Source organism: Streptomyces sp. NPDC006872 (assembly GCF_040635845.1).
Lineage (GTDB): Bacteria > Actinomycetota > Actinomycetes > Streptomycetales > Streptomycetaceae > Streptomyces.
Genome location: NZ_JBEYIL010000002.1, coordinates 95,975 through 112,342, shown reverse-complemented (window position 1 = coordinate 112,342; position 16,368 = coordinate 95,975). Strand labels below are relative to the sequence as shown.

Below are 16,368 nucleotides of genomic sequence, written 5' to 3'. Positions count from 1 at the left end.
ACCCACCGCCACGACGTCGACCGAAACGAGGCAATCATGTCCGGCACCCGCGCCTACGGCTACACCGACACCCTCGACGCCAAGCACTACGCCAAGGCACTGCGCGCCGATATCCACGGCGGGCTGACCAGCACTCCCAAGTCCACCGCACCCACGTGGTTCTACGACGCCCGGGGCAGCGAACTCTTCGAGGAGATCACCCAGCTCCCGGAATACCCCTTGTGGCGGGCGGAACTGGGGTTGCTCCAGCTCCACGCCCGGGACGTGGCCGCGCGGACCGGGGCCCGCAGCATGGTCGAGCTCGGATCCGGGAGCTCGACGAAATCCAAGCTGATCATCGAGGCGCTGGGGCCGGCCGACCTGAACTACGTTCCCATCGACGTCAGCGCGGACGCGCTCCATCAGGCCGGCGCCCAACTCGTCCAGGACTATCCGGGGATCCGTCTGCACGCCCTCCGTGCCGACTTCACCGCTCCGCTCGTCCTGCCGGCGCTGCCCGCTGACGGCCCACGGCTCATCGCCTTTCTCGGCAGTACGCTGGGGAATTTCCGGCGCCCCGCCCGGGGCCCCTTCCTCCGCGGACTCCGGGACATCATGCGCCCCGAGGACTTCCTTCTGATCGGCGCCGACCTGGTCAAGCCGGAGCACGAAATGACCGTCGCCTACGACGACGGCCAGGGCGTCACGGCCGAGTTCGACAAGAACCTGCTGCACGTCCTGAACCGCGAACTGGACGCCGACTTCGACCCCGACGCCTTCGACCACGTAGCGGTGTGGAACAGCGCGGAAAGTCACATCGAGATGAGGCTGCGCAGCCGAGTCGACCAGCTCGTCAAGGTCCGGGAACTTGACCTGGCGGTGCACTTCGGGCGCGGAGAGGAATGGATCACCGAGCGCAGCGCCAAATTCACGACGGACGGTCTTCAGACAGAAATGGCCGACGCGGGTCTCCGCACAGATCAGCTCTGGGCCGACCGCAACGCCGGCTTCATGCTCACTCTCGCCACCGCCCACTGAATCGGCCAGGGCACGGTTGTCGGCCGGTGTCCGGCCCGCGCCCTGCTGTCGAGCCGTCGAAGTGCTGCGCGAGTTCCTCTCCAGCTTCCCGTACCCGTCCCAGAAACGAATGCTTCACACCCTCCTGGCCGCCGGCATGGACAGCGCCCAGCGACCGCACCACGCCGCGAAGGCCCAGTCCCTGCTCAACGGGCACGCCGCGATGGATCCGACAGGTGCGTCGTGAGGAGGGCAGCCGATAGGCGACTCGAGCTCGCGGGCGCGGTGGTCCGGTGCGAACGTCGACGATTCCGTTGCCCGACGGAGATGAGGTCCGAGAGACCGCGACCGATGGTGCGGCCGACTGCCGGTCGCCGCTGGGCTCGAACGAGTCAGTCCCGGAGAGCACCGATGCGCCGCAGCCACGACCGGACCTCGGCGTCGGCTTTGCCTACTTCCTCGCCACGCACCGCGATCCCTTCCCCGATGAGCGCGCCCCGGCAGACCTCCGCGTAGTCGCGCTCGGTCGTGCCCAGTCCGCTCATCGCATGAGTCGTGACCGGGTGGACCGTCTTGCCGCGGAAGTCGTATGTCTCGGCGAAGGTCGACATGATCATGGGAGCTCGGACGTTCCAGATGGGGCTGCTCAGGAGCACCACGTCGTAACGGTCGATCCCGGGCAGGGGGTTGACGATGGCCGGCCGCGCATCGGCGTCCTGCTCGCGGACGTTGCGGGCGACCGTCTCGTCGTAGTCGTCGGAGTAGGCGTCGACTGCTTCGATGCGGTGCACGTCGCACTCGATGTGCTCGCTGATCATGCGGGCGAGGACTTCCGTGTTTCCGATCTGGAGGTCGGTGCGTCCGCCGTTGAAGTAGTTCTCGCCCGGCCGGGAGAAGTAGGCCAGCAGGACCCGTTTCCCGGACGAGGGCGTCGCCGCAGAGCGCTCGCCGGCCTCCGGTGCCGCCTCGCCCGACTGCGACGCGGAACAACTTGTGACCTGGACACCGGTCATGACGGTGGCTCCTCCCAGAAGTACGCCGCGAAGGATCGTGCGTCGCCCGGGCGCGGCACGTTCGTCCTTTGCCCGGCCGCATCCAGCCGCTTTCATCCGCTCGTTCCGCGATCGGACGGCAGACCGCCGGCCCGCAGAAGGCATTCGGAGCGCCGCTTCCAGGGAGCGGCGCCGGGGATGTCGCTGCGCGTCGCATGGATGGAGGTCATCAGTGCCACGCGCGGCCGGGCGCCGTCGAGGGCCCGTACATCGGTGATGTTCTGCTTCTGGGACATGGTGAGGCTCTGCTCCATGAGGTGGGTGCCGTCGCGATACTTCGTTCGGCGCCGCGGCGCTGTCGGCTCAGGCGTCCAGGCGCCGGGCGCTGAGCCAGCTGACCATCGCCGGGTCGTGGTGGTCGAAGAACAGCGTCGCCCCGGTGTCCAGGGCGGCGACGGCCGCCATCTGGTCGTCGGTGAGCTCGAAGTCGAAGATGTCGAAGTTCTCGGCCATACGGTCGGCACGGACCGACTTGGGGATCGCGACCACACCGCGCTGGGTCAGCCAGCGGAGCACGACCTGCGCCACCGACTTGTCGTGGCTCGTGCCGATCTCGCTCAGGACCGGGTGGGTGAAGATGTCGTTCTTGCCCTCGGCGAACCCGCCCCACGACTGGATCTGGACCCCGTGCTCGCGCATGAGCTCCTGGTCGGCGGTGCGCTGGAAGAAGGGGTGGGTCTCGATCTGGTTGACCGCGGGGGTGATCTCGTTGTTGATGACGAGGTCGAGGAGACGGTCGGGGTAGAAGTTGGCGACGCCGATCGCCTTGGCGCGGCCCTCGCGGTGGAGGTCCTCCATGGCACGCCACTGGCCGTATACGTCGCCGTAGGGCTGGTGCATCAAGTACAGGTCGACGTGGTCCAGGCCGAGCTTGGCCAGGGACGTCTCGAAGGCGCGCTCGGTGTTCTCCTGCGCGGGCGCGTCCTGGACCCACAGCTTGGTGGTGACGAACAGTTCCTCGCGCGGGATGCCACTGTTCTTGATCGCCCGGCCGACGGCTTCCTCGTTGCCGTAGGCGGCTGCGGTGTCGAGCAGCCGGTAGCCGGCGGTGAGGGCCTCGGTGACGGCCTGCTCGGTCTGCTCCGGCGGGATCTGGTAGACGCCGAAACCGAGGATCGGCATTTCGACGCCGTTGTTGAGGGTGACGGTCTGCATGGGGTGCTCCTTACTTTTCGCGGGCTCTTCGAGCATCCCGCCTGTCCGGCCCGGCTGGCAGGTCGAGCTGTGCCGGGGAACGGCGTTCGGGGTAATGGCAGGGCCCCCCACGCATCTGCCACCCAGGTCAGCGCGGTGCGACACTGACGGCATGGCATCCGAGCAGAGCACCGACAGGGGCGGCGGCGGAGAGCTGGGCCGGTTCCTGCGTGCGCGGCGCACCCGGACGAGCCCCGACCAGGTCGGCCTCACCGTGAGCACCGGCCTGCGCCGCACCCCCGGCCTGCGCCGCGAAGAACTGGCCACGCTCTCCGGCATCAGCATCGACTACTACGTCCGCCTGGAGCGCGGCAAGGAGACCCGCCCCAGCCCCTCCGTGCTGGACGCGATCGCTCGCGCCCTGCGCCTCGACGATGCCGAGCACCAGCATCTGCGTGAGCTCGCCACCCGGGCCGCGCGGTACGCCCCCGAACCTCCGCCGCCGCCGAGCCGAACCGTGCGCCCGCACCTGAAACTGGTCCTGGAGACGCTGCGGCCGAGCCCCGCCTACGTCATCAGCCGCAGCATGGACCTGCTCGCCTGGAACCCCGGCGGCCTCGCCCTGTTCGCGGGCCTCTCCGACTGGCCCGCCGCCCAGCGCAACATCGCCCGCTACCTCTTCCTCCACCCCACCGCGCCCATCCTCTTTCCCGACTGGGACTACCAGGTCCGCGGCTGCGTCGCCCGGCTGCGCGCCCAGTCCGGCATCGACCCGGATGCCCCCGACCTCACCGACCTGGTGGGCGAACTCCTGCTCAAGAGCGCCGACTTCGCGGGGCTCTGGGAGCGCTACGACGTCGTCGGCCGCAAGAAGACCCAGAAGACCTTCCACCACCCCCAGGTCGGCGTCCTCACCCTCAGCGGCCAGAGCATGCACCTCGAAGACACCCCCGGCCAACGCCTCGGCGTCTACACCGCCGAACCCGGCACCCCCGACCACGACGCCATGCTCCTGCTCGATCTGAACGCACCCGAGCCCACCGCGCATCCGGACATGACGGCCGAGCAGCAACGGCGTACACGCTCCTGACCGACACGACTTCCGGCTCCACGGACTGGTGGCCGAGGGGGACCTCGCCGACGCGGAGTGGCGGGAAATCTTGCGGCCGCGGGCGGTGCGGATCATCGCGGCGCAGGCCCCCGGGGTGCGGTGCATTCCCGCCTCAGTCGACCGTGTCGTCCGCGGGCGACGCCGAGCCGGCGCCGTTCGCACGCTGGTGGGCGACGATGCCGGGCAGTTGCTCGTAGATCGCGTCGATCAGGTCGCAGACGCGCTCGGCGATCGGGCGGCCGAGACCGGTGAGTTCGTAGTCGACCCGCCTGGCGACCGTGGGGTGCGGTGTCCGTGCGACGAGGCCGTCGTCCTCCAGGCGCTGGAGGGTCTGCCACAGCATCCGGTCGGAGACTCCGGACACGTTACGACGCACCTCGGCGAACCGCAGGGGACCGTCGACCAGGGCGGCGAGGGTCAGGGCGCCCCACCGGCCCGTCGCGTGCTCCAGCACCTCCCGCGACGTGCACTGCGGATCGAACACGCTCATCCCGGCCACGCGATCGGTCCCTCGGCTCATGCGCTCATACTAAACGGGGGAAGTGCTTATTCAGAGTAAGTACTGTACTTTCGTAAGCATGAGCAGCCCTGAGCCGCCGAGGCTCCTGAAGGGAGACGTCGTCCGATGAAATTCCTCCTCCTTGGCGCCACCGGCGCCACCGGCATCCTGTTCCTGGAGCGGGCCACCGCGGCCGGACACGAGGTGGTCGCCTTCGTCCGCGATGCCTCCAAGATCACCCCGGCCGACCGGCTGACCGTGATCGAGGGGAACGTCCGCGACGCCCGCGCGCTCGCCGAGGCGATGCGCGGCACCGACGCCGTGGTCAGCACGCTCGGTCTCGGCAAGGTCAAGAACCCGGGCAACCTGATCGCCGACACCACGCGCGTGCTGGTCCGGGCCGCCGAGGACAGCGGAACCGAGCGCGTACTGATCATGTCGGCGTTCGGGGTCGGTGACTCCCTGGCCAAGGCCTCCGCGTTCGCCCGGTTCCTCTACAACTCGGGCGGCAAGGCCACCTTCGCCGACAAGGCCGCCGGGGAGCGGATCCTCACCGCGTCCGGTCTGGAATGGACGCTGGTCTACCCCGTGCTGCTGACCAACAAGCCCGCCACGGGCGACGTCCACGCCGTCGACCTGACCGCGCTCGACCGCCTGCCCGGCCTGCCCAGGATCTCCCGGGCCGATGTCGCCGCCTTCCTGCTGGACGCCGCCGTCGCGGGCTCGTGGTCCCGGCGCACCGCGGTACTCACCGCCGGCCGCTGACCGCCTCGGCACGCCACATCACACGCCCCACACGCCCCACAAGGAGATTGACCCATGGCCAAGACCCTCGGCCTCATCGGCGCAGGCAACATCGGCAGCGCGCTGGCCCGCCTGGCGGTCGCCGCCGGCCTGAATGTCGTACTGAGCAACTCCCGTGGCCCCGAGACCCTCGCCGAACTCGTCGCCGAACTCGGCGAACGGGTGCGGGCGGCCACACCCGCCGAGGCCGCGCAGGCCGGCGACCTGGTGGTGGCGACCGTCCCGCTGAACACCTATGAGCAGCTCCCCGCCTCCGCCCTGGCCGGCAAGACCGTCATCGACACCATGAACTACTACCCCGAGCGCGACGACCGGATCGCCGAGCTCGACGCCGGCGAGCAGACCTCCAGCGCCCTGGTCCAGCGACACCTGGCCGACTCCCAGGTGGTCAAGGCCTTCAACAGCATCGACTTCGTGCGCCTGTTCACCTCCGCCCGGCCCGCCGACGCCGACGACCGCAGCGCCCTGTCCATCGCCGGTGACGACAAGGCCGCCAAGACGCAGGTCGCCGAGCTGCTGGACGTGCTGGGCTATGACGCCGTGGACATCGGCACCCTCGCCGACAGTTGGCGCAGCGAGCCGGGCACCCCCGTCTACGTCCAGCCGTACTTGCCGGCACGGCCCGAGGGGCTGACCCCCGAGGAGACGGGGCGCTGGTTCTTCGAGGTCCCGGGCGTCCCGGTGCCCGCCGACAAGGTGAGGGAACTGACCGACACCGCCGTCCGGCGTTCCGCGGGCGACGCCCGCGCGACCCTGGCCTAAAACCCCAGGACCCCAGGACCGCCTGTTCGGCGGGTGGGGGGCCGTGCCACAGCCCGGAACACCGCTCCCCCGTACAGCCCGACCTGTCACCCACCGGGCCAAGCCTCTAGCTTGGCATTGGGCCGAGCAGCCACGCGTGACACCCCCGGCTGAGGACACCGGACACATCGCGCGTGTTCGCGCAACGCCGACGCGGGGACATCGAATCGAACGCGGTTGGTCGAACGCGGCCGACTTGGCCGAGCCCGACGAGTTGCTCACTCTCATGGGCAGCCGCTACCGGAGCCGCTGCCCCTCCTCCAGCCCTGTCCGCACCCCGCTGAGGGCTGCCCAGGGCCGGCAGGAGGGCACGGCCGCAACACGAAGAGAATGCGATGAACCCGAGCCGAATCCCCCTGAAGAAGCGGTTCAGACTCGCGGCGGCGGTTGCCGCGACGTCAGCCGTCCTCGTCTCGGCGCCGTACGCGTCCGCCGCGACGAGCCAGGCGCAGCCGAAGCCGGTCGTCACCCACGTGAAGACCGTCGCCTCGTTCGACTTCGCCGTCGGCGACGCGCCGGAGAACCTCACCCTCAACCCGGACGGCTCGCTGACCGTCTCGATGCTGGGCGGTTCGCCGGGCAGGCGCCCGGCGCTCGTACGGGTCGACGAGTCCGGGCACCGTGAGGTGCTCGTCGCCGGGCAGCCCGGTGACATGGTCACCGGCAACACACGGGGGCGTGACGGCGCCGTCTACTACAACGTGTCGTCCAGCGAGGCAGCCCGGTCCGGCGTGTGGAAGCTTCCGCTGGGCGGCAGCCCCCGGCGCATCGCCGCCCTGCCCGCCGGGGAGCTCCCCAACGGCCTGGCCATCGACCCGGCCGGACGCACCCTGTACGTCGCCGAAAGCTTCAAGGGCGCCGTCTGGACCGTTCCGGTCTCGGGCGGTGCGGCGACTCGCTGGCTGACCGACGCCTCCCTCGCGCCGGCCCGGTCGCCGCTGCCGTTGGGCGCGAACGGGCTCCGCTTCCACAACGGCGCCGTGTGGGTCTCCAACCTCAGCAAGGGCACCCTGCTGCGGGTCCCGGTCACCGCCACCGGCTCGGCCGGCCCGGTCCACGTCGTGACCAGCGGTGTCGTGGGCATCGACGACTTCAACTTCCTGAGCGGCCGGTCCGACGTGGTGTTCGCCGCGCTGGACACCACCGACGAGATCGCCGTGGTCTATCCGAACGGCACCAAGAAGACCGTCCTGACCAGCGCGGACGGGCTCGCCTCGCCGACCGCCACCGTGGTGCGCGGACAGCGGCTGTACATCGCCAACGGCGGATTCGCCGAGTCCCGCGACGCGAAGCTCCAACAGGGGAAGATCAACTTCTCTGCCCTGTTCGCCGACGCCGCGTCCGGGCCGGTCACGAGCGGCTGACCGGTCCGTCGGCCAGGTCCCGCGTACCCCTCCACCCCGAGAACACGGAACGAAGGAGCCTGAAACATGAGCAACGAGCCCACAGCCGCCAAAGAAGTCGTCGTCGTCATCGGCCCCGGCAGCATCGGTCTGGCCATCGCCCGCCGGGTCGGCGCCGGCCGCACACTGCTGCTGGCCGCTCATGACGAGAAGGCATCGCAGGCCGCCGCCGAGCAACTGCGCGGCGAGGGCTACGAAGTGGCCGTCCAGACCACCGACATCTCCGAACTGGCCCAGGTCGAGGCGCTGGCCGCCACGGCCGCCGGGATGGGCGCGGTCACCCAGGTGATCCAGGCCGCCGGCGTCTCACCCACCCAGGCGACCATCGAGCGGCTGCTGCACGTCGACCTGCTCGGCACGGCGTATGTCCTCGACGCGTTCGCCCGCGTGATCGCGCGCGGCGGGGCCGGCATCGTGGTCGCCAGCATGGCCGGGCACCGGGAGAGCCCCTACCCGCACGAGATCGAGCACGCGCTCGCGACCACCGAGACCTCGCAACTGCTCGCGCTGCCGTTCCTGCAGCCCGACCGGATCGGCACCTCTGTCCACGCCTACGCCCTGTCCAAGCGGGCCAACTCGCTGCGCGTGCAGACCGCCGCCGCCGCGTGGGGCAAGCGCGGAGCCCGCGTCAACGCCGTCAGCCCCGGCGTGATCATCACCCCGCTGGCCCTCGATGAGCTCTCCGGCCCGCGCCGTGAGTGGTTCGAGACGGTACGCGAGGTATCGGCAGCCAAGCGCTTCGGCACCTCCGAAGAGGTCGCCGCGGCCGCCGCCTTCCTGCTCGGCCGGGACGCCGGCTTCATCACCGGGGCCGACCTCCTGATGGACGGCGGCGTCACCGCCGCGCTGCGCGCCGGGGAGCTGACCACGCCGTAACGAGGTGAGAGCCGAGGCCGTGAATCCGCCCTGGTCCGGGCCCGCAGCCCGGACCAGGGCGGACGGCTGGTCCTCACGGCCGACGCCCCGGGCCCTACGGGCGATGCACGGCTGTCTGCGCGGTAGCGGCACACCGCCTCGCTTCGTGTCGCCCGGCTTACCGTTGTGCCCGCGCTCCATCCAGCGCTTGGACACCTGTCTGCGGTCTCCCGTGTCGCGGCCGGTACGAAGCGAGCCGGCGCCGACGACGGACCGGCTCAGCGGCCCACATGGCGGCGCAGCTCCCCGTACCAGCGGGTCTCCGCCGCAGCCACCGCCGCCAGGATGACGACGACACCCGCCAGAGCGGCCACCGGCGGGAGTGCGGCCGCCGCCGGGATGCCCGCGAGCAGCAGGCACAGCGCCAGCAGCAGCACTCCGTGGAGCACGCCCGTGCCGGTGTGGTGGTGGGCCATGTACTGGGTGATCTGGGTGAGCGTGAAGACGTACACCAGGTCGAAGAACAGCTCGAAGGTCGTCACCCGACTGCTCGCCGACGCCTTACGGGCGCCGGCCGGCGGGCCGCTCTGCGGCGGTCCGTACTGCTCGCTTTCCAACTGCGTGTCCTCGGAGCATGTGGGTCGCGTGGCGTGGTCGTGGCGCTCGCCTTGGGGCCGATGAGGCCCGTGGGTGCCGGCCTTCAGGTTGTCCGTGGAGCGAGCGGGCGGCAACAGCACCGCGATCGTCCGGCTGACGGCCGCAGGACGGTCAGGTCAGAGGGGAGGCGGGATCGTCCTCCACAGCCGCCGGCCGGTCGTCGCGTGCCGACGTCCGTTTCGCGGGCTTCTCCTGCCCGAGCAGGTCGAGCAGGACCATGGCGTCGTGATCGGCGGTGCCGGGCTGGGCGTAGTACGTCACCATGCGGTGGCCGGAGGTGCCTTCCAGCTCCATGGACTGGTAGCCGAGGGTGAGGTCGCCGACGTCGGGGTGGTGGAAGGTCTTGCGCCCGTAGGAGTGGCCCTTGACGTCGTAGCGTTCCCACAGGCGGGCGAACTCCGGGCTCTTGAGGAGGAGTTCACCGGCGAGCCGGGTGAGGTCGGGGGCGTCGGGGTCGGTACCGGCGAGGGCGCGCAGCCGGGCCACGCAGCCGCGGACCTGGGTGTTCCAGTCGTGGAACAGGTCACGCGAGGTGGGATGGAGGAAGAGGTAGCGGGCGATGTTGCGCTCCCTGACCGGCCAGTCCTCGATGCCGGGGAGGAGTCGCAGTCCGCCGGGGTTGGCGGCGAGCAGGTCATTGGTGCGGCTGACGACGTGCGCGGGCTGGGGGCGCAGGCTCTCCAGGAGCAGTTTCACGCCGGGCCGGACGGTGCGGCTGGGTGCGGTGGGAGGCTCGGGCATACTGCGCGCGGCGCGGGCGGCCAGGCTGCGCAGATGCTCGTGCTCGTCTTCCTCCAGCAGGAGGGCGCGGGCGAGGGAATCGACCACGGACACGCTGGGCCGGGTCTCCTTGCCGCGCTCCAGACGGACGTAGTAGTCGATGCTGATCCCGGCCAGAGTGGCCAGTTCCTCACGGCGCAGCCCTGGCGTACGGCGCAGGCCGGAACCAGCCGTCAGGCCGGCCTCCTCCGGGGTCACCCGGGCCCGGCGGGCACGCAGGAAGCGGCCCAGCTCGGTGCCCGCGGTGTTCTGCTGCTCGCTGTTCATGTCTTCCAGTCTGCGGGCCGCGCGACCGCTGCGGCACATGCGTGGGGGGCCCTGTCATACCCCGGAACGCCGCTCCCCGGCACAGCCCGACCTGCCACGCGGCGCGCGGTGCAGGAAGAGTGGTGGCATCGAAGACCTCCGTCGGGATGCACGGCGGACAGGAACGTTTCTACGCCAGATCGTCGAGAACCATGAGCAAGGAGCGGCACGTTGGAAATCCTCAAGCAGCAGCCCACCGTCAAGGCGCCCGCCGACTGGTTCACCGGGGACGTCTGGTTCGACGTCATCCATGCGGGTCAGGAGCCGTCGCGGATACGCGCGAACATGGTGCGTTTCTCGCCCTGTGCGCGCACCGACTGGCACTCGCACGCGATGGGCCAGACCCTCCACATCGTCTCCGGCGTCGCGCTGATCGGCACGCGTGACGGCACGGTCATCGAGGCTCATCCCGGTGACACGGTCCACACCCCGCCGGGCGAGGAGCACTGGCACGGTGCCGCCCGGGACCGCTTCATGGAGCACCTCGCGATGTGGGAGGGCACCGGCGACGGCAGCCCCGAGACCGAGTGGCTCGAGAAGGTCTCGGACGAGGACTACGACGCCCCGCGCCGCAGTACATCACTGTTGCTCGCCCGAGACCTCTCCCAAGTGTGTTGATCGGAAATCGGACGTCGGCAGCGACCTGTGGCCGTACGGGTCGATGCCCGCCTCCGAGGAGGGCCGGCGCATGGGCCACGAGTTCCTCGGTGTGGTCGAGGAGGTCGGCTCGGCGGTGTCCGGGCTGACGTCCGGTGACCTGGTGGTCGCGCCCGGCAAGTCGGTGACGGTGATCGGCGACGGCGCGGTCGGACTGTGCGCGGTACCGGCCGCCAAGCGGCTCGGCGCCGAGCAGATCATCCTCATGGGCCGACACACCGACCGTACCGACCTCGGCCGCGACTTCGGCGCCACCGACGTCGTACCCGAGCATCGTCCGCCACGGTGGCGTGATCAGCCGGCTCGGTGTCGCGCAGTACACCGGGATCCCGCTCGGCTTCGAGTCGATGACGGGCAACATCACGGTCACCGGCGGAGCCGCCCCGGCCCGCGCCTACATCGAGGAACTGCTGCCCGACATCCTCGACGGCACGGTCGAGCCCGGCCGGGTCTTCGATCACACCGTCGGCTTCGACGGCGTACCCGACGGCTACCGGGCCATGGCCGACCGGACCGCTCTCAAGGTCCTGATCCGGCCCTGACCTGGTCGAGAGCCCTCGCCGACCGTCAGTTCTGCTTCTCCTCCGCGGGTTTCACGTTCGCCCCGGCGGCGACCATGTCCAGCAGGATCATCCGGTCGTGGTCGGGGGTGCCGGGGGTCGCGTAGTGGGCGACCAGCCGGTGGCCGGGGAAGCCTTCCAACTGCATGGACTGGTAGGCGAGGGTGAGCGTGCCGACGTCCGGGAGGTGGAAGGTCTTGCTGCCGTGGGTGTGCGCCCGAACGTCGTAGCGGTCCCAGAGCTGTACGAACTCCGGGCTCTCCGCCAGCAGTTCGTCGACGAGCCCGACGAGGTCGGGGGCATCCGGGTCGGTGCCGGCCAGGGCACGCAGCCGCCCCACGCACGCGCGGATCTGCTCGTCCCAGTGGTCGAAGACCGTGCGGGCACCGGGGTTGAGGAACACCCAGCGCGCGACGTTGCGCTTCTCTACCGGCCACTGCTCCATGCCGACGAACAGACGTAGCCCGCCCGGGTTCCACGCGAGCAGGTCCATCGTGCGGCTGACCACGACCGCGGGGTGGGGCCGCAGGCTCTCCAACAGCAACTCGATGCCGGGCCCTACCGATGAGCTGGGCGCTGTCGAGGGTGCCGAGGCGGCGGGGCGGGCGGCGCAAGCGGCGAGGTCCCGCAGGTGCTCGTGCGCGTGCTCGTCCAGCAGGAGGACCCGGGCGAGCGCGTCGACGACGGACGGGCTGGGGTGTGCCTCCTTGCCGCGCTCCAGGCGCGTGTAGTAGTCGATGCTCACGCCGGCGAGGGTGGCCAGCTCTTCGCGGCGCAGCCCGGGTGTGCGCCGGAGGCCGGGGCCCGCCTTGAGGCCGGCCTGCTCGGGTGTCACCCGGGTGCGGTGGGCGCGCAGGAAACGCCCCAGTTCAGTGCCGTCGCTGCCGTTGCGCCGCTCACGTGCCATGCGGCCAGTGTGTCAGGCCGGGCGAGGATCCAGGTGCTGGTCATGGGGGCCCTGTCACACCCCCGAACAGCGCTCCCCGGCACAGCTCGGCCTGCCACGCGACGCGTCCGGCGCGCAGGCTGAATGACGGTTGAAGAAGTCGTTCCGCGCAGAGAATCCCCTTCGCTTCGTTCTCAGGAGAACCACCCGTGTCCAGTTCTGTCGCATCGGACAAGCCGTCGTCGTCGGCCGATACCGCCGCCGGGCGGCCCGGCAGCGAGAACGGTGCCCGTTGGGCGCTGGCGGCGGCGCTGCTCGGCTTCTTCGTGATGACGCTCGACGCCCTGATCGTGAACGTCGCACTGCCCGAGATCGGGCGCGGCTTCGGCGGCGGCATGACAGGGCTGCAGTGGGTGGTGGACGGCTACACGCTGATGTTCGCCGCGCTACTGCTGTCCGCGGGGTCGGTGACCGACCGGATCGGTGCGCGGCAGGCGTTCGGGACCGGGCTCGTGGTGTTCACCGCCGCCTCGGCCGCCTGCGGTTTCGCACCGAACCTGGGTGTGCTGATCGTGGCGCGGCTGGTGCAGGGCGCGGGTGCCGCGGTGATCGTGCCGGCCTCGCTGGCGCTGATCCGCGAGGCGTTCCCCGACCCGGCCCGCCGCGCCCGGGCGATCTCGGTGTGGGCGATGGGCGGATCGGTGGGCGCCGCGGCCGGCCCGGTGCTGGGCGGCGTGCTCAGTGAGCTCAACTGGCGGATGATCTTCTTCGTCAACCTTCCGGTGGGCGTGCTGGCGCTGTTCCTCCTCACCCGCACCGCCCGCTCGCCCCGCCGGGGCGACGCCCCCTTCGACTGGACCGGGCAGACAACCGCAGTCGCCGCGATGGGCGGCCTGACGTACGCGGCCATCGAGGCCGGTGCCGTGGGCCTGGGCGCGCCGCGCGTACTGCTCGCGCTGGCGGTGGCCGTGGTGGCGGCAGTGGTCTTCGTGGTGGCCCAGGCACGCGGCCGGAACCCGATGGTGCCGCTGGAACTCCTGCGCGCCCGCACGATGGCACTCTCGGCGACCATCGGCTTCGCCCTCAACGTCGGCTTCTACGGCATGATCTTCCTCCTCGGCCTGTACCTCCAGCAGGAACAGGACCTGTCGCCGATGGCCACCGGCCTGGCGTTCCTGCCGATGACACTGCTGACCGCGGTCAGCAGCCCGACCGCCGCCCGGCTCAGCGCGAGGTTCGGGGCGCGGACGCCGATCATCACCGGCCAGCTCCTGATGGCCGCCGGCCTGGTGGCGCTCTGCCTTCCGCCCGCCTCGGCGCCCGCCTGGCTCCTGGTCCTGCTGATGATCCCGGTCGGAACCGGCGGCGGCCTCGCCGTACCGGCGGTGACCTCACTGCTCCTCGACCGCGTCCCCGCCCAGCGCGCCGGCACCGCCAGCGGCGTCCTGAACGCCTCCCGCCAGCTCGGCGGCGCCCTGTCCGTGGCCGTCTTCGGCGCCCTGGTCTCCCACCACGCGCAGTTCCTGCACGGGCTGCGCACCAGCCTCCTGATCGCCGCCCTGCTCGTGGTCGTGACCGCGGCAGCCTCCGCACTCCTCAAGGAGAAGACCTCATGACCCCGACATCGGCGACATCGGCCTGGACCAGCCAGGAGCTCGACAGCATCGAACACGCGGAGGAACTGGAGATCGCGTCCCTGCGACGCGACGGCGAGCTGGGCAGCCGGCGAACCATCTGGGTGGTCCGCGTCGGCGACGGCATCTGCATCCGTTCCGTCAACGGCCCCACCTCCGCCTGGTACCGCAGCACCCGGGCCCGCCAGGAAGGCCGTATCCAGGCCGGCGGGGTCGGGAAGGACGTCACGATCGTCGACGTCGCCGACGACACCACCGTCAACGACGCCGTGGACGCCGCGTACCGGGCCAAGTACGGGCACTACGCCGCGTACATCATCAAGGCCATCACCAGCCCCGAGGCGGCCTCCACCACGATGCGGCTCGAACCGCGCTGACCCAACTCCCCCACGGCCAACAGCAGCTCCACGAGAACCATCAGATCGGAAACACCATGCTCACCGTCAACGCCTACGCCGCCACGTCCGCCACTGAACCCCTCACCCCCACGACCGTCGAGCGCCGCGACGTCGGCCCGCACGACATCCTCATCGAGATCAAGTACGCCGGCATCTGCCACTCCGACATCAGCAACGCCCGCAGCGAGTGGGGCCCGTCGACCTACCCCGTGGTCCCCGGGCACGAGATCGCCGGCATCGTCACCGAGGTCGGCGCCGAGGTCACCCGGCACGCGGTCGGCGACCGGGTCGGCGTCGGCTGCATGGTCAACTCCTGCCGTGAGTGCGAGCCCTGTCTGCGGGGCGAGGAGCAGTACTGTCTGGCGGGCAACACCCTCACCTACGGCGCCGTCGACAAGGACGGCACTCTCACCCAGGGCGGCTACTCCACCCACGTCGTGGTGACCGAGGACTTCGTCGTCCGCATCCCCGAGGGCCTCGGCCTCGACGAGGCCGCCCCGCTCCTGTGCGCGGGAATCACCACCTACTCCCCGCTGCGCCGCTGGGGCGCGGGCCCCGGCAAGAAGGTCGCCGTCATCGGACTCGGCGGCCTGGGCCACCTGGCCGTGAAGCTCGCGCACGCCATGGGCGCCGAGGTCACCGTCCTGTCCCAGTCGCTGAAGAAGATGGACGACGGTCTGCGGCTGGGCGCCGACCACTACTTCGCCACCAGCGACCCTGCCACCTTCGAGGAGCTGGCCGGCACCTTCGATCTGATCGTCAACACGGTCAGCGCGAAGCTCGACCTCGATGCCTACCTCGGCCTGCTGGCCGTGAACGGCGCCCTGGTCAACGTCGGCGCCCCCGCCGAGCCGCTGTCGGTCCAGGTGTTCTCGCTGATCCTGCGCGGCCGGTCGTTCGCCGGTTCGCTGATCGGCGGCATCCGCGAGACCCAGGAGATGCTCGACTTCTGCGCCGAGCACGGCATCGGCTCCGAGATCGAGGTCATCCCGGCCGACAGGATCAACGAGGCGTACGAGCGGGTCCTCGCCTCCGACGTGCGCTACCGCTTCGTGATCGACACCTCGACGCTGGCCTGACCCACGGCCACGGCCACCTGAGACCGCCCCGTACGAGGAGCCGCGCCCGAGAGCCCTCGTACGGGGTGCCGCCGAGCAGAGAAAAGCCGGGGCGGCGAGGGGGTGCGGCGGCAGCGGCGTGGGGGGCCGTGTCACACCCTGGAACGCCGACTTCCGGCATGGCACGGTCTGCCGTGGTGCGGGAACAGCGACCGGGCCCGATGCTCGTCGAAGATCCTCTCGCACCCGCAGGAGTCCGCCCGCCCCGCGGAGACTGCCGCACGAGAACCGAGGAGATGAGCGGATGGCCACCACTGCTCCCTGGACCGACGACGAACTCGACCGGGTCGGATCGGCCGAGGAACTGGACGTCGCCTCCCGGCGCCTGGACGGCGAGCTGGGCAGCCCGCGCACCATCTGGGTCGTGCGCGTGGACGACGACATCTACGTCCGCTCCGTGAACGGGCCCACCTCCGCCTGGTTCCGCGGCACCCGAGCCCGCCACGAGGGCCGGGTCGAGGCCGGCGGGGTCGAGAAGGACGTGGCGTTCGAGGACGTCGACGGCGAGATCAACGACGCGGTCGACGCCGCCTACCGCACCAAGTACGGCCGCTACTCCGCCAACACCATCCAGCGCATCACGAGCTCCACCGCGGGCTCGACGACCATGCGGCTCCTGCCGCGCTGAACGTCGCAGGAGAAGAACGATGTTCACCCTCAACGCCCACGCCGCCACGTCACCCTGCGAGCCCCTCGTCCCGACCACGATCGACCGCC

The 16,368-nt window shown here is 70.7% G+C and carries 18 protein-coding genes and 1 pseudogene; 12 read left to right on the top strand and 7 right to left on the bottom strand.

The genetic code is table 11. The features are described from left to right. The first annotated feature begins 36 nt into the window (after window positions 1-36). Entirely contained in the window at window positions 37-1,017 is a 981-nt protein-coding gene (gene egtD / locus ABZ725_RS05540; RefSeq protein ID WP_358801465.1) for an L-histidine N(alpha)-methyltransferase, read from the top strand. Window positions 1,018-1,388: 371 nt separating this feature from the next. On the opposite strand, the gene ABZ725_RS05535 is transcribed toward egtD, so the two are convergent. The 3 genes from ABZ725_RS05535 to ABZ725_RS05525 all read right to left on the bottom strand — a co-directional run bounded on the left by ABZ725_RS05535 (window position 1,389) and on the right by ABZ725_RS05525 (window position 3,203). Beyond that, complete coding sequence (locus tag ABZ725_RS05535; RefSeq protein WP_358801464.1) at window positions 1,389-2,009, bottom strand: flavodoxin; 621 nt, start codon at window positions 2,007-2,009, stop codon at window positions 1,389-1,391. Window positions 2,010-2,101: 92 nt separating this feature from the next. After that, complete coding sequence (locus ABZ725_RS05530; RefSeq protein ID WP_358801463.1) at window positions 2,102-2,284, bottom strand: hypothetical protein; 183 nt, start codon at window positions 2,282-2,284, stop codon at window positions 2,102-2,104. A 67-nt stretch (window positions 2,285-2,351) separates the two neighbouring features. Next, window positions 2,352-3,203 (bottom strand): aldo/keto reductase, encoded by an 852-nt coding sequence (locus ABZ725_RS05525; RefSeq protein WP_358801462.1) that lies wholly within the window; start codon window positions 3,201-3,203, stop codon window positions 2,352-2,354. Between the two features lie 151 nt (window positions 3,204-3,354). On the opposite strand from ABZ725_RS05525, the gene ABZ725_RS05520 reads away from it, so the two are divergent. After that, complete coding sequence (locus ABZ725_RS05520) at window positions 3,355-4,272, top strand: helix-turn-helix transcriptional regulator (RefSeq protein ID WP_358801461.1); 918 nt, start codon at window positions 3,355-3,357, stop codon at window positions 4,270-4,272. Between the two features lie 133 nt (window positions 4,273-4,405). Here ABZ725_RS05520 and ABZ725_RS05515 read toward each other — a convergent pair whose 3' ends face one another. Further along, window positions 4,406-4,813, bottom strand: a complete 408-nt coding sequence (locus ABZ725_RS05515) for a helix-turn-helix domain-containing protein (protein ID WP_358801460.1) — start codon at window positions 4,811-4,813, stop codon at window positions 4,406-4,408. Between the two features lie 105 nt (window positions 4,814-4,918). On the opposite strand from ABZ725_RS05515, the gene ABZ725_RS05510 reads away from it, so the two are divergent. The 4 genes from ABZ725_RS05510 (at window position 4,919) to ABZ725_RS05495 (ending at window position 8,676) form a co-directional block, all read left to right on the top strand. After that, on the top strand, window positions 4,919-5,557 hold the full coding sequence (locus ABZ725_RS05510) for an NAD(P)-binding oxidoreductase (protein WP_358801459.1): 639 nt from the start codon (window positions 4,919-4,921) through the stop codon (window positions 5,555-5,557). Between the two features lie 54 nt (window positions 5,558-5,611). Next, the gene (locus ABZ725_RS05505) at window positions 5,612-6,358 is read left to right on the top strand and encodes an NAD(P)-binding domain-containing protein (RefSeq protein ID WP_358801458.1); all 747 of its coding nucleotides are present in this window, start codon (window positions 5,612-5,614) and stop codon (window positions 6,356-6,358) included. A gap of 374 nt (window positions 6,359-6,732) precedes the next feature. Continuing rightward, entirely contained in the window at window positions 6,733-7,761 is a 1,029-nt protein-coding gene (locus ABZ725_RS05500) for a hypothetical protein (protein WP_358801457.1), read from the top strand. Window positions 7,762-7,827: 66 nt separating this feature from the next. Continuing rightward, a complete protein-coding gene (locus tag ABZ725_RS05495; RefSeq protein WP_358801456.1) occupies window positions 7,828-8,676 on the top strand; it encodes an SDR family oxidoreductase in 849 nt (282 codons plus the stop codon). Between the two features lie 257 nt (window positions 8,677-8,933). Here the strand turns inward: ABZ725_RS05495 and ABZ725_RS05490 are convergent, their stop codons facing one another. Beyond that, window positions 8,934-9,272, bottom strand: coding sequence for a low temperature requirement protein A (locus tag ABZ725_RS05490; protein WP_358801455.1), 339 nt, complete (start codon window positions 9,270-9,272; stop codon window positions 8,934-8,936). Between the two features lie 151 nt (window positions 9,273-9,423). Further along, window positions 9,424-10,359, bottom strand: a complete 936-nt coding sequence (locus ABZ725_RS05485) for a helix-turn-helix transcriptional regulator (protein ID WP_358801454.1) — start codon at window positions 10,357-10,359, stop codon at window positions 9,424-9,426. 210 nt (window positions 10,360-10,569) lie between these two features. Between ABZ725_RS05485 and ABZ725_RS05480 the strand changes: the two genes are divergently transcribed. Both ABZ725_RS05480 and ABZ725_RS05475 read left to right on the top strand, forming a co-directional pair. Next, window positions 10,570-11,016, top strand: a complete 447-nt coding sequence (locus tag ABZ725_RS05480; RefSeq protein WP_358801453.1) for a cupin domain-containing protein — start codon at window positions 10,570-10,572, stop codon at window positions 11,014-11,016. A gap of 16 nt (window positions 11,017-11,032) precedes the next feature. Next, window positions 11,033-11,597, top strand: a pseudogene (locus ABZ725_RS05475) (alcohol dehydrogenase catalytic domain-containing protein); the annotation flags it as partial. 25 nt (window positions 11,598-11,622) lie between these two features. Here ABZ725_RS05475 and ABZ725_RS05470 read toward each other — a convergent pair. Beyond that, the gene (locus tag ABZ725_RS05470) at window positions 11,623-12,522 is read right to left on the bottom strand and encodes a helix-turn-helix transcriptional regulator (protein WP_358801452.1); all 900 of its coding nucleotides are present in this window, start codon (window positions 12,520-12,522) and stop codon (window positions 11,623-11,625) included. Between the two features lie 188 nt (window positions 12,523-12,710). Between ABZ725_RS05470 and ABZ725_RS05465 the strand changes: the two genes are divergently transcribed. The 4 genes from ABZ725_RS05465 to ABZ725_RS05450 all read left to right on the top strand — a co-directional run bounded on the left by ABZ725_RS05465 (window position 12,711) and on the right by ABZ725_RS05450 (window position 16,279). Next, complete coding sequence (locus ABZ725_RS05465; RefSeq protein ID WP_358801451.1) at window positions 12,711-14,117, top strand: MFS transporter; 1,407 nt, start codon at window positions 12,711-12,713, stop codon at window positions 14,115-14,117. Continuing rightward, entirely contained in the window at window positions 14,114-14,512 is a 399-nt protein-coding gene (locus tag ABZ725_RS05460; RefSeq protein WP_358801450.1) for a DUF2255 family protein, read from the top strand. The genes ABZ725_RS05465 and ABZ725_RS05460 overlap by 4 nt, the downstream gene beginning before the upstream one ends. 56 nt (window positions 14,513-14,568) lie before the next feature. Continuing rightward, window positions 14,569-15,612 carry an NAD(P)-dependent alcohol dehydrogenase gene (locus ABZ725_RS05455; RefSeq protein WP_358801449.1) on the top strand — a complete coding sequence of 348 codons (1,044 nt, stop codon included), beginning with the start codon at window positions 14,569-14,571 and terminating at the stop codon, window positions 15,610-15,612. Between the two features lie 283 nt (window positions 15,613-15,895). Further along, a complete protein-coding gene (locus ABZ725_RS05450) occupies window positions 15,896-16,279 on the top strand; it encodes a DUF2255 family protein (protein ID WP_358801448.1) in 384 nt (127 codons plus the stop codon). Window positions 16,280-16,368: the final 89 nt, after the last annotated feature.